Origin of the sequence: Stenotrophomonas sp. 8(2023) (assembly GCF_030345295.1) — a bacterium.
Classification (GTDB): domain Bacteria; phylum Pseudomonadota; class Gammaproteobacteria; order Xanthomonadales; family Xanthomonadaceae; genus Stenotrophomonas; species Stenotrophomonas muris.
In genome coordinates this window covers 1,723,262-1,735,736 of sequence record NZ_CP128404.1, presented here as the reverse complement: position 1 = coordinate 1,735,736, position 12,475 = coordinate 1,723,262, and the positions used below count along the sequence as shown (strand labels likewise).

Below are 12,475 nucleotides of genomic sequence, written 5' to 3'. Positions count from 1 at the left end.
GATCAGCGTGCCGGCACGACCTGGGCGCTGCCCACCGGGTTGCGGGGGTCGCTGCCGCCGAACAGCTTGTTCGCCTTGCGGTCCCATTCCACGGTCTGCAGGTTGCCCCACACGTGACTGGAACCGCGGCCGCCTGCGGCGACGTCACCCGGCAGGTCGATCTTGTGGCCCATCGCCTGCAACTGCTTCACCGTAGCCGCGTCGAACGCATCGTCCTCGGCTTCGATCAGGTCCGGCAGCCACTGGTGGTGGTAGCGCGGCAGCGCGGCAACCTGCTGTGCATCCAGGCCGTCGTCGTAGCCGAGGATGCCCAGCAGCACCATGGTGATGATGCGGCTGCCACCCGGGGTGCCCAGCACCACGACCTTGTCGGCGTTCTCCATGAAGGTCGGCGTCATCGAGCTGAGCATGCGCTTGCCGGCCTTCGGCGCGTTGGCCTCGTAACCCATCACGCCGAACGCATTGGGCGTGCCCGGCTTCAGCGCGAAGTCGTCCATCTCGTTGTTCAGCAGCACGCCGGTGCCCTTGGGAATCAGCCCCGAGCCATACAGCAGGTTGACGGTCTGGGTGGCGCCGACGCGGTTGCCGTCGCGGTCGATGATCGAGAAGTGCGTGGTCTCGTCGTCTTCCAGCGGCGTCGGATTGCCCGACAGCAGGTCGCTGGGCGTGGCCTTCTCCGGATGGATGGTCGCCCGCAGGCCCTGCGCATAATCCTTGCTGGTCAGCACTTTCTGCGGGATCTGCACGAAGTCCGGATCGCCGAGGAAGAAGGTGCGGTCGCGGTAGGCGCGGCGCATCGACTCCACCACCAGGTGGGTGCGGTGGGCCGGGTCCATCTTCCTGATGTCCCAGCCTTCCAGGATCTGCAGCATGCTGGCCAGCGCGATGCCACCGGACGGCGGCGGCGGCGCGGTGGTGATCTTCCAGCCGTTGTAGTTGAACACGATCGGCTCGCGCTGCTTTACTCGGTAACCGGCCAGTTCTTCAGCGGTCCACTTGCCGCCAGCCTGCTTCACGCCCGCCAGCAACAGCTTTCCGGTCTGGCCCTTGTAGAAGCCATCAAAGCCACCCGCGGCCAGGCGCTCCAGCGTCTGCGCCAGTTCCGGCTGCTTGAACAGGTCACCGCTGGCGATCGGCTTGCCATTGCGCAGGTAGACCTCGCGCGTGCCGGGATAGCGCTCCATCACTTCACGCCGCGACGCGTAGCCCTTGGCCATGCGGTCGTACACCGGGAAACCTTCGCGCGCGATGCGGATCGCCGGCTGCAGCGAGGCCGACAACGGCAGCTTGCCATGCTTGGCCGACAGCTCGACCAGCGCTGCGGGCAGGCCGGGAATACCCGCCGACCAGGCACCGTTGACCGAACGATCACGGTCCAGGTTGCCCTGCTTGTCGAGGAAGGCCTGCGGGGTCGCCGCGGCCGGGGCGGTCTCGCGCGCATCCAGCATCACATCCTTGCCGGTGGCCGCGTCGTGCAGCAGGAAGAAGCCGCCGCCGCCCAACCCGGAACTGATCGGCTCGACCACTGCCAGCGTGGACGACACCGCCACTGCAGCGTCGAAGGCGTTGCCGCCCTGCGCCAGGATATCGATGCCGGCCTGGGTGGCCAGTGCGTGGCCGCTGGCAATGGCCGCGCCATCAGGGTGATCGGCACGGGCCGGGCTGTCGGCCCAGGCCATGGGGCTCAGCAGCAGGCCGAGCAGCAACAGGGGGCGGACGATCAGCGTCTTCATTCGGATGGGGGCTCCGCGTAGAGTTCGGGGTGATCGTGCTGCAGCTGGCGCAGCTTGGCCAGCAGCTGGTCTTCCGTTTCCACGATCTCCGGGTCCGGGTCGATGCACTCGACCGGGCAGACGACCACGCACTGTGGCTCGTCGAAATGACCCACGCATTCGGTGCAGCGCGCAGGGTCGATCACGTAGATGGTTTCACCCATCGCAATGGCCTGGTTGGGGCAGGCCGGCTCGCACACGTCGCAGTTGACGCAGAGCTCGTTGATTTTCAGCGACACGGCGATACTCCTCGCCCGCGCCCTGGGACAAAGGACCGGCCAGCGCGGGCGCGCGGGCCGGTCAGGTCATCAGCGGCGCCCCTTGCAGGATGCCGCCCGGGCCATGCCGGAGCATGGCCGCCATGGCTCGGTATTACTTGGCTTCGACGAAAATGTACTCGGCACCGGTCGGCTGGATCGCAGCCTGCACGCGGGCGTTGTCGGCCGACTGGCCGATGAAGACGACGCGCACGCCCTTCATCGAATCCGGCGACACGTCCTTGAACACGGCCTGGATCATGTCCGCCATCTTGCCCGAGGCCGACGAACCGAAGGCCAGCATGTTGCCCGGCTGCACGCCACGGGCCACGGCCTGGGTCGCGCTTTCGGTCTGGCGCTCGTACTTGGCCTGGAAGTCCGGGTCCGATTCCGGCGAGAGGTAGTACAGGAACGGGCTGTTGGTGATGTTGCCCATGTTCTGGATCGCCACTTCCTGCAGGTACTTCTTCCAGCCTGCATCGTCGTCCTTGGCCGGGGCGACCAGGGCCTGCTTGGCCTCGTCGACCGGAGCGGCCTCTTCCTTCTTGCAGGCGGTGAAGGCCAGGGCCAACGAAGCGATCAGCATCGCGCGCATGGTGGTGTTCATGGGTTTCCTCCCGGAATGGTGCGTGGTGGTGTACGTAATGGGGTGCGGGTACAGCGGGGCTTACGACTGTGCCGACTTCGCTTCGCGGACCTTGCGCAGGGCTTCGAGCACCGCGGCCGGCACGAAACCGGACACGTCGCCGCCCAGGCGCGCGATCTCGCGGACCAGCGAGGACGAAATGAAGCTGTGCTGCTCGGCCGGGGTCAGGAACAGGGTCTCGACCTCGGGGATCAGGTGGCGGTTCATGCTGGCCATCTGGAATTCGTACTCGAAGTCGGACACCGCGCGCAGGCCGCGCAGCAGCACCCCGCCCTGCACCGAACGTACGAAATGGGCCAGCAGGGTATCGAAGCCGATGACCTCGACGTTGCCGTGGTGGGCCAGCGCGCCACGCGCCAGCTGCACGCGCTGCTCCAGCGGCAGCGCCGGGCCCTTGGACGGGCTCTGCGCCACGCCGACCACGACCTTTTCGAACAGCGGCGCGGCCCGGCTCACAAGGTCGATATGACCGTTGGTGATGGGGTCGAACGTGCCGGGGTAGACGGCAATGCGGCGATTGGCCACGGTCATGGGCGGATGCAGATGTTCAGATGAGGTCAAAGTGTAGCAGTGGCACGGCGGTACAGGGCAAAGCGCACCTCGCGGGTGCCACCCTCGCGGTGCAGCAGCCAGTCCGGCGGCAGCACCGGCACGTGGCCGGCCGGCGATTCCAGGTACAGCCAGGCGTCGGCGGCCAGGTGCCGCGGCAGCTGGGCCAGCACGTCCTGCCACAGGCCATCGGCAAACGGCGGGTCGATGAAGACCAGATCGGCCTGCTGCGCCTGCGCCCCTTGCAGCCAGCGCAGGGCATCGGCCTGCACGACGGTGATCTGGTCGCTGGCCTGCAGCCTGGCGACGGCGGCGGTCAGGTTGCGTCCCAGCTGCGCATCGCGCTCGACCAGGGTGGCGTGGGCAGCGCCACGCGAGACCGCCTCCAGGCCCAGCGCGCCACTGCCGGCGAACAGGTCCAGCACGCGGGCCCCGCCGAGCTTGGGCATCAGCCAGTTGAACAGGGTCTCGCGCACGCGGTCGCTGCTGGGGCGAAGGCCCGGCAGGGTCGGCACCGGCAGCCGGGTATTGCGCCAGCGCCCGCCGATGATGCGGACCTGGCCGTCATTGCCACCGCGGCCGCTCATCGGCGCCCCCGGCGGGAGGAATTCGAGAAATTCAGCATGAGCGGGATTGTAGTTCGGCCGGGCGGCGCCCGGCACCCGCAGAAGCCGAAGCAACAGCAACAGCGGGCATCCCCGTGGGATGGCGGGGTGGGTCCGGTTGAGGGGGACGCTGCAAGTACGTCCATGTAAGCTCGGTCGCCGCATCCATGCGGCTCACGCCCCCTCAACCGGACCCACCCCGCCTTCGACAGTTTCCTGCGATCTGTCGGAACGGCTCTTGGGGTCAGATCCGTTTTCCTGCGGAAAACGGATCTGACCCCAGATTTATTTCGATATCTGACAGATGTGTCGACCAAGGTCGACACCTACCAACAGGCGCGGGAAATCTGTCAGAGGCGGCGCGGTGTGGGGTGGCAGGACCGTTGGCGCCATGGATGGCGCCATCGAGCCCCCATGGGTGAGGGCGCTTTGCTTGCGAAGCACTGCTTCGCAAGCGCCCGAACGCACAGCCGCCAGCGGCTGGGCCGGCCCCCGGAGGGGGTTTACGGCGTGTCCTGCCAACCCACACCGCCCCGCCATCCCACGGATAGCCCGCTGTTGCTGTTGCTGTTGCTGTTGCTTCGGCCTCTGCAGGTGCCGGGCGCCGCCCGGCCGACCAACCCCTTGATTTCGGGACAATCAGCCATACCCCTTGGCGAGGCCGCACGCGCTGGCGCGGCATTGCACATGGAGCCCTATCGATGACCGAGACCACCCAGACCGAAACCCTTGGCTTCCAGACCGAAGTCAAGCAGCTGCTGCAGCTGATGATCCACTCGCTGTACTCCAACAAGGAGATCTTCCTGCGCGAGCTGGTCTCCAACGCCGCCGACGCCGCCGACAAGCTGCGCTTCGAGGCCCTGACCCAGCCGGCCCTGCTGGAAGGCGACAGCGAACTGCGCGTGCGCGTCAGCTTCGACCCCACCGCCCACACCATCACCATCGAAGACAACGGCATCGGCATGAGTCGCGCCGAGGCGATTGCCCATCTCGGCACGATCGCCAAGTCCGGCACCGGCGATTTCCTGCGCCAGCTGTCCGGCGACCAGAAGAAGGATTCGCAGCTGATCGGCCAGTTCGGCGTCGGCTTCTACAGCGCCTTCATCGTTGCCGACGAGGTCGAAGTGACCTCGCGCCGCGCCGGCCTGGCCGCAGGTGAAGGCGTGCGCTGGACCTCGCGCGGCGAAGGCGATTTCAACGTCGCCACCGTCGACAAGGCCGAGCGCGGCACCCGCATCGTCCTGCATCTGAAGGATGGCGAGCACGACTTCGCCGACGGCTGGCGCCTGCGCAGCATCCTCAAGAAGTATTCGGACCACATCGGCCTGCCGATCCAGATGCCGAAGGAAGGTGGCGAAGAAGGCGCCACCGTCGAGTGGGAGACCGTCAACCGCGCCAGCGCGCTGTGGACCCGTCCGCGCACCGAGATCGGCGACGCCGAGTACACCGAGTTCTACAAGCACGTGGCGCACGACCACAGCGATCCGCTGGCGTGGAGCCACAACAAGGTCGAAGGCAAGCTGGAGTACACCTCGCTGCTTTACGTGCCCGGCCGCGCGCCGTTCGACCTGTACCACCGCGATGCGCCCAAGGGCCTGAAGCTCTATGTGCAGCGCGTGTTCGTGATGGACCAGGCCGAGCAGTTCCTGCCGCTGTACCTGCGCTTCATCAAGGGCGTGGTCGACTCCAACGACCTGTCGCTGAACGTCTCGCGCGAGATCCTGCAGTCCGGCCCGGTCATCGATTCGATGAAGGCGGCGCTGACCAAACGCTCGCTGGACATGCTGGACAAGCTGGCCGCCGACAAGCCGGAGCAATACGCCACGTTCTGGAAGGAATTCGGCCAAGTGCTGAAGGAAGGCCCGGCCGAGGACTACAACAACCGCGAGAAGGTGGCCGGGCTGCTGCGCTTCGCCTCCACCCGCGGCGACAGCGATGCGCAGACGGTGTCGCTGGCCGATTACCTCGGCCGCATGACCGAAGGCCAGGACAAGATCTACTACCTGACCGGCGAGAGCTACAGCCAGGTGCGCAACAGCCCCCACCTGGAAGTGTTCCGCAAGAAGGGCGTGGAAGTGCTGCTGCTGACCGACCGCATCGACGAGTGGCTGATGGGCTACCTGACCGATTTCGACGGCAAGGGCTTCGTCGACATCGCTCGTGGCGATCTCGACCTGGGCGCGCTGGAAACCGAAGCGGACAAGCAGGAACAGGAAGCCGCGGCGAAGGACAAGCAGGGCCTGGTCGAGCGCCTGAAGACCGTGCTGGGCGATGACGTGGCCGAAGTGCGCGTGTCACACCGCCTGACCGATTCGCCGGCGGTACTGGCCATCGGCGAACAGGACCTGGGCCTGCAGATGCGCCAGATCCTGGAAGCCAGCGGGCAGAAGGTGCCGGACAGCAAGCCGGTGCTGGAAATCAACCCGGGCCACCCACTGATTGCCAAGCTGGATGCCGAAGCCGATGGCGCGCGTTTCGACGACCTCGGCCGGGTGCTGTTCGACCAGGCCGCGCTGGCCGCCGGTGACAGCCTGAAGGACCCGGGTGCCTACGTGGCGAGGCTGAACAAGCTGCTGCTGGAGCTGTCGGCCTGATCGACAGGGTGGTCGCCGGGCATGGCCCGGCTTACCCGGCGGTGCTCTGGTAGAGGCCGACCTTGGTTGGCGCCCCAAAAGCGTGCCAACCAAGGTTGGCACCTACCGGGGCGGATCGAGCGTGCCAGCCAAGGTTGGCACCTACCGGCGCGGGTGGAGAGTGCCAACCAAGGTTGGCACCCACCAGGGGCGGCGGTTGGCGCCTGCCGAAGGGGTTCAGGCGTCGCGATCCAGCAGCGAACCCAGCATCTGGTCCTGGCGGCGGATCACCGCGGCATTGGCGGCGAAGGCCACCACCTCGGCTTTCGCGGCCAGCAGGTCACCCAGCGGCGCGCCGGCATCGGCGCCGACGGGAATCACCGCGGCCTGCACCCCACCCTGCCCGGCAGCACTGCGCTGCAGCTGCAGGCGCTGGGCATCCGGGGTCGCCAGGTTGGCCACGTTGTGCGCAGCCACCTGCACGCCCTGCTGGGACGCACGCATCCCGCCGAGGGCAATTCCCATCACGTTGTCCATGGCGGTCTCCGGGCCGCACGACGCAGCCCTCCGGACCGGTTAACGGCCGGCGGGCCGCGACCTTGAGTCCACATCGGCCCGACAGGCCCGAGTGGTAGCATATCCCCCTGATTTCAGCGCCTTTTGCCAATGCTCAGTTTTTTCCGCCGCAAGAAGCCCCAGGATGCCCCCGCAGCGGAGGCACCCAAGACCCAGCACTACTCGGCTGAAGAGCTGGCGGCGGCGTTCCCGTCGGCCGCGCCGGTCGAGGACAAAGAGCCAGCACCGGTAGCCGTACCGGCCGCGCCTGCGCCGGCCGAGCCGCCGCCGGCAGCCGTCGTTCCGGTCGCTTTCGAGCCCACCCCGGTGGTTCCGGCTCCGGTGGTTCCGGCTCCGGTCGTTCCCGCTCCGAGCGCTCCGCAATCGGCCGCCCGGATCGACGTCGCCCCGGTGGCGGCCCCGGCCATCGAACCGGCACCCGCACCACTGCCTCAGCCCACCCCGGCACCGGTCACCGACGACCTGCCTGCCGCCGCCTCGATCGATGCCGTTCCGGCGCCTGCCGGCAAGCCCGGCTGGCGCGAACGCCTGCGCAACAGCGTCATCGCGCGCAGCTTCGGTGGACTGTTCTCGCGCAACCCCAAGCTCGACGACGATCTGCTGGACGAACTGGAAACCGCACTGATCACCGCCGACGTCGGCGTGGGCGCCACCACCGATCTGGTCGAGGGCCTGCGCAAGCGCATGAAGTCGCGCGAGTTCGCCGACGCCAATGCGCTGCTGGCCGCGTTGCGCGCCGAGCTGATCGCGATCCTGCAGCCGGTGGCCAAGCCGCTGGTGATCGATCGCAACGCCAAGCCCTTCGTGGTGCTCACCGTCGGCGTCAACGGCGTCGGCAAGACCACCACCATCGGCAAGCTGGCCAAGCGCTTCAAGGACGACGGCCACAGCCTGATGCTGGCTGCCGGCGATACCTTCCGCGCCGCCGCCGTGGCCCAGTTGCAGGCCTGGGGCGAGCGCAACGGCGTAGCCGTGGTCGCGCAGGGGCAGAACGCCGATGCCGCTTCGGTGGCATTCGACGCGCTGCAGGCCGGCAAGGCCCGCGGCACCTCGGTGCTGATCGCCGATACCGCCGGCCGCCTGCACACCCAGTCCGGCCTGATGAACGAGCTGGGCAAGATCCGCCGCGTGCTCGGCAAGATCGACCCCACCGCCCCGCACGAAGTGCTGATGGTGATCGACGGCACCACCGGCCAGAACGCGCTGTCGCAGTTGCGCCAGTTCAATGCCGCAGTGAACGTGACCGGCCTGGTGGTGACCAAGCTGGACGGCACTGCCAAGGGCGGCGTGGTGTTCGCGCTGGCCCGCGAGTTCGGCATCCCGATCCGCTTTGCCGGTATCGGCGAGCGCCCGGAAGACCTGCGCGTGTTCGATCCGGAAGCGTTCGTCGACGCCCTGCTGCCCGAAGCGCTGGGCGCCTGATACACCGCGCAGCCACGCATGGCGTGGCTCTACCGCAGCCTGGTAGAGCCACCCCACGGGTGGCTGCCTCTCTGGAACTCCAATGCCCCGCCAGCCGCACGCCAGCGCCGAAACTGCAGAACGGGACGGTTTCGTCGCCCGCCTGCTGCACTGGTTCGACGACCATGGTCGCCACGACCTGCCCTGGCAGCACCCACGCAGCCCCTATCGGGTCTGGCTGTCGGAAATCATGCTGCAGCAGACCCAGGTAGCCACGGTCATCCCGTACTTCCAGCGGTTCCTGCAGCATTTCCCGACGCTGCCCGACCTCGCCGCCGCCAGCAATGACGCGGTGATGGCGCAGTGGGCCGGGCTCGGCTACTACGCCCGCGCACGCAACCTGCATGCCGCCGCGAAGCGCTGCGTGGAACTGCACGACGGCGACCTGCCGCGCGATTTCGATGCCTTGCATGCCCTGCCCGGCATCGGCCGCAGCACCGCAGGTGCGATCCTCAGCCAGGCCTGGAACGATCCGTTCGCGATCCTCGATGGCAACGTCAAGCGCGTGCTCAGCCGTTACCACGGCATCGACGGCTTTCCCGGCCTGCCGGCCATCGAGAAACAGTTGTGGTCGATTGCCGAGGCGCACGTGGCGCAGGTGCCGGCCGGGCGAATGGCTGATTACACCCAGGCGCAGATGGACCTGGGTGCGACGGTGTGCAGCCGCGCCAAGCCAGCCTGCGTGATCTGCCCGCTGCAGGACGCGTGCGCGGCGCGCCGCGAAGGCCGTACCGCCGAACTGCCCACGCCCAAGCCCAGCAAGACCCTGCCCGAGCGCGAAGCCGTGGCCCTGCTGCTGCGCGATGCCCAGCAGCGCGTGCTGCTGCAGAAGCGGCCGGACACCGGCATCTGGGCGCAGCTGTGGACGCTGCCGCAGGCCGATGCCGGCAGCGTACTGCAGGACTGGTTCGACGCGCACGTCGAAGGTTCGCTGGAAGACGCCGAGGAACTGCCGGTGTTGCAGCACACCTTCAGCCACTACAAGCTGCACCTGCAGGTACTGTCGCGGCAGGTGCACGGCCTGCGCGTGGAAGAACCCACGCTGCGCTGGGTCGCCAACGACGAGCTGCCCGCGCTGGGCCTGCCAGCGCCGATCCGCAAGCTGCTCGACGGCGCCACGACCAAGGCGCCGAAACGAAATTCCAAGAAACCCCGCAACCACGAGTGAGTGCCATGTCCCGAACCGTCTTCTGCCAGTACGAACAACGCGATGCCGAGGGCCTGGACTTCGTGCCCTACCCCGGCGAACTGGGCCAGCGCATCTTCAACAACATCGGCAAGCAGGCCTGGGCCGCGTGGCTCGCGCACCAGACCATGCTGATCAACGAAAACCGCCTGTCGCCGCGCACCCCGGAGCATCGCGCATTCCTTGAGGGCGAACTGGTCAAGTTCCTGTTCGAGAAGGACGCGGAAAAGCCTGCCGGCTTCACCCCGGAAGCCTGACCCAAAGGTAGTGCCGGCCGCTGGCCGGCATCGCGCAGATGCCAGGTTGCCGGCCAGCGGCCGGCACTACCGCGCTATTTCGTATTTTCCTCGCGCTCCTGCACCTGCGCCTGGCGCAGCTCCTGCTCGGAGGCACGCAGTGCCTTCACGTCCAGCTTGCGGATGCTGTTGATGAAGCACGGCATGCGCGGGCCACCGGTCGGGTCGCGCACCAGCACCTTGTCGAAACGCGATGACACGCGGCCCATGCTGCTGGTCAACCCGATGGCGGTGGCGTACGACAGGTCCGGGCACGGACCACTCAGTTCCAGCAGGTAAGCCTCGCTCGGCCGGGTCCACACCGCCAGCGCGCTGTCACCCAGTTCGGTCCAGCCATTGAGGCTGCCGAAGAACTGCATGTCGTTCTGCGGCGCGCCGGCGTGGGCGCGGTACAGATCCAGTTTCTCGGTACTGCTGAGCCGGCCGGTGGTCGCGCAGGCGGCCAGCGCCAGGCAGAGTCCGGCGATCAGGATCGGGGTCTTCATGGCGATCTCCTCGGGGAACCTGCTGCGATCATGCGCCGGCCGATGTGCGACCGGCGCGAGGGCAGGTAAACCCGTTCAGGCGCCGGGAGGCGGCCGTTGCCGGCCGCTCAGACGTCGGCGTGGGCCAGTGCGTGCAGGCGCCCTTCGCGCAGCTCCAGCACCCGGTCCAGGCGCCGCGCCAGGCTGCGGTCGTGGGTAACCAGCACCAGGCTGGTATGACGCGCGCGGTTGAGTTCCAGCATCAGCTCGAACACGGTGCCCGCGGTGCGGTCATCCAGGTTGCCGGTCGGCTCGTCACCGAGCACGCAGGCCGGATGATTGACCAGCGCACGTGCCACCGCGGCACGTTGGCGTTCGCCGCCGGACAGCTCGCCCGGCTTGTGGTCCAGGCGATGTCCGAGGCCGACCGCTTCCAGCAGCGTGGTGGCCCGGCTGCTCGCTTCGGCCACGGCAGTGCCGGCCAGCAGCACCGGCATCATCACGTTTTCCAGCGCGGTGAATTCCGGCAACAGGTGGTGGAACTGGTAGACGAAGCCCAGCGCCTGGTTGCGCAGCAGGCCACGCGCGGTGTCCGACAGCGCGGACATGCGCTGGCCGGTCACGTAGACCTCGCCTGCGGTCGGAATATCCAACCCGCCCAGCAGGTGCAGCAGCGTGCTCTTGCCGGCACCGGAGGCACCGATGATCGCCACGGTTTCGCCGGCGGTCACGGTCAGGTCCAGTCCATCGAACACCGGGGTCTGCATGCGCCCTTCGGCGTAGGTCTTGCCCAGTGCTTCGGCGCGGATCACCTCATCGCCGCGGTTGAAGACCTTATTCATAACGCAGGGCCTCCGCCGGCTGGGTGCGTGCCGCCCGCCAGGCGGGATACAGGGTGGCCAGGAAGCTCATCAGCAGCGCGACCACGGTGATCGCCACCACGTCGCCTGTCTGCATGTCGGTCGGCAGGCCGGTGATGTAGTACACATCCTCCGGCAGCAGCTTGACGTTGAACACGCTTTCGATGGCGCCCAGGATGCGTTCCAGGTTGAGGGTCAGGGTGATGCCGCCGATCAGGCCGGCCAGCGTGCCGAAGATGCCGATCAGCGAACCCTGCACCATGAACACCTGCATCACCCCGCCCGGGGTCAGGCCGAGGGTGCGCAGGATGGCGATGTCGGCCTGCTTGTCGGTCACCAGCATCACCTGCGAGGACACCAGGTTGAACGCACCCATGGCGATGATCAGCGACAGCAGGATGCCCATCACCACCTTCTCCATGCGCAGCGAGTGGTAGAGGTTGGCGTTCTGCTGGGTCCAGTCACTCACGCGGTAGGCACCACCCAGGCTCTGCGCGAGGTCCACGCCCACTTCCAGCGAGCGGTCCATGTCGTGCAGCTTCAGCCGCACGCCGGTGGCGCCGTCGCTGCGCAGCACGCGCTCCAGGTCCTGCATGTTGGCGAAGCCGACGCCCCGGTCGACCTCGTTGTAGCCGGCCTCGAAGATGCCGCTGACGGTGAAGCGTTTCATCCGCGGCACGGCACCGGCAGGCGTGCCCTGCACTTCGGCGAAGGTCACCAGCACCTGGTCACCGACGTCGACGCCGAGCCAGATCGCCAGTTCCTTGCCCAGCAGCAGGTTGAAGCTGCCCGGCGTCAGGCTGGCATAGCTGCCCTTGGTGACCTTCTTGTCGATCACCGATACCTTCGGCTCCAGCGCCGGATCGATGCCCTGGATGATCGCACCCTGCACGCGTGGGCCGCTGATCATCGACTGGATCTCGATGTAAGGCGCGGCACCGGCCACGCGCGGATCCTTGCGGGCTACGTCGACCACGCGCATCCAGTCCGGCATCGGCTCGCCGTCGCGGCTGATGGTGGTGTGCGCGGTCATCTGCAGCAGGCGGCTGCGGATTTCCTTCTGGAATCCGCTCATCACCGCCAACGTGGTGATCAGCACCGTAACGCCGAGCGCGATGCCCAGGATCGATGCCATCGAGATGAAGGAGATGAAGCCGTTGCGGCGCTTGGCGCGCAGGTAGCGCAGGCCAATGGCCACGGGAATGGGTTTGAACATGCAGGCACGCCGGT

Annotated in this window: 13 protein-coding genes; 4 read left to right on the top strand and 9 right to left on the bottom strand. The window is 67.6% G+C overall.

Annotated features, from left to right (window positions below; all coding sequences use genetic code 11):
• Nucleotides 1-2: 2 nt before the first annotated feature.
• The 5 genes from ggt to rsmD form a co-directional block, all read right to left on the bottom strand.
• Nucleotides 3-1,733, bottom strand: a complete 1,731-nt coding sequence (gene ggt / locus QP609_RS08140) for a gamma-glutamyltransferase (protein ID WP_289213926.1) — start codon at nt 1,731-1,733, stop codon at nt 3-5.
• The gene (locus QP609_RS08135; protein WP_004153175.1) at nt 1,730-2,011 is read right to left on the bottom strand and encodes a YfhL family 4Fe-4S dicluster ferredoxin; all 282 of its coding nucleotides are present in this window, start codon (nt 2,009-2,011) and stop codon (nt 1,730-1,732) included. The genes ggt and QP609_RS08135 overlap by 4 nt, the downstream gene beginning before the upstream one ends.
• A gap of 133 nt (nt 2,012-2,144) precedes the next feature.
• Nucleotides 2,145-2,636, bottom strand: coding sequence for a hypothetical protein (locus tag QP609_RS08130; RefSeq protein ID WP_005409092.1), 492 nt, complete (start codon nt 2,634-2,636; stop codon nt 2,145-2,147).
• 60 nt (nt 2,637-2,696) lie between these two features.
• Nucleotides 2,697-3,206 carry a pantetheine-phosphate adenylyltransferase gene (coaD, locus tag QP609_RS08125; protein ID WP_014036814.1) on the bottom strand — a complete coding sequence of 170 codons (510 nt, stop codon included), beginning with the start codon at nt 3,204-3,206 and terminating at the stop codon, nt 2,697-2,699.
• Between the two features lie 26 nt (nt 3,207-3,232).
• Nucleotides 3,233-3,811 (bottom strand): 16S rRNA (guanine(966)-N(2))-methyltransferase RsmD, encoded by a 579-nt coding sequence (rsmD, locus tag QP609_RS08120; RefSeq protein WP_014646773.1) that lies wholly within the window; start codon nt 3,809-3,811, stop codon nt 3,233-3,235.
• Nucleotides 3,812-4,530: 719 nt separating this feature from the next.
• Between rsmD and htpG the strand changes: the two genes are divergently transcribed.
• Nucleotides 4,531-6,423, top strand: a complete 1,893-nt coding sequence (gene htpG, locus QP609_RS08115; RefSeq protein WP_014646772.1) for a molecular chaperone HtpG — start codon at nt 4,531-4,533, stop codon at nt 6,421-6,423.
• 216 nt (nt 6,424-6,639) lie between these two features.
• Here the strand turns inward: htpG and QP609_RS08110 are convergent, their stop codons facing one another.
• A complete protein-coding gene (locus QP609_RS08110) occupies nt 6,640-6,939 on the bottom strand; it encodes a hypothetical protein (protein ID WP_014646771.1) in 300 nt (99 codons plus the stop codon).
• 129 nt (nt 6,940-7,068) lie between these two features.
• Here QP609_RS08110 and ftsY point away from each other — a divergent pair, with 129 nt between their 5' ends.
• The 3 genes from ftsY (at nt 7,069) to QP609_RS08095 (ending at nt 9,882) form a co-directional block, all read left to right on the top strand.
• A complete protein-coding gene (ftsY, locus tag QP609_RS08105) occupies nt 7,069-8,400 on the top strand; it encodes a signal recognition particle-docking protein FtsY (protein WP_046429948.1) in 1,332 nt (443 codons plus the stop codon).
• An 82-nt stretch (nt 8,401-8,482) separates the two neighbouring features.
• The gene (mutY, locus tag QP609_RS08100) at nt 8,483-9,607 is read left to right on the top strand and encodes an A/G-specific adenine glycosylase (protein ID WP_046429947.1); all 1,125 of its coding nucleotides are present in this window, start codon (nt 8,483-8,485) and stop codon (nt 9,605-9,607) included.
• 5 nt (nt 9,608-9,612) lie between these two features.
• A complete protein-coding gene (locus QP609_RS08095) occupies nt 9,613-9,882 on the top strand; it encodes an oxidative damage protection protein (protein ID WP_004153160.1) in 270 nt (89 codons plus the stop codon).
• A gap of 74 nt (nt 9,883-9,956) precedes the next feature.
• On the opposite strand, the gene QP609_RS08090 is transcribed toward QP609_RS08095, so the two are convergent.
• From QP609_RS08090 to QP609_RS08080, 3 genes are all read right to left on the bottom strand, one after another.
• Complete coding sequence (locus tag QP609_RS08090; protein WP_032958624.1) at nt 9,957-10,406, bottom strand: DUF6491 family protein; 450 nt, start codon at nt 10,404-10,406, stop codon at nt 9,957-9,959.
• A 107-nt stretch (nt 10,407-10,513) separates the two neighbouring features.
• On the bottom strand, nt 10,514-11,227 hold the full coding sequence (lolD, locus tag QP609_RS08085) for a lipoprotein-releasing ABC transporter ATP-binding protein LolD (RefSeq protein WP_014036806.1): 714 nt from the start codon (nt 11,225-11,227) through the stop codon (nt 10,514-10,516).
• Nucleotides 11,220-12,461 (bottom strand): lipoprotein-releasing ABC transporter permease subunit, encoded by a 1,242-nt coding sequence (locus tag QP609_RS08080; RefSeq protein WP_032958619.1) that lies wholly within the window; start codon nt 12,459-12,461, stop codon nt 11,220-11,222. The genes lolD and QP609_RS08080 overlap by 8 nt, the downstream gene beginning before the upstream one ends.
• Between the last annotated feature and the right edge of the window lie 14 nt (nt 12,462-12,475).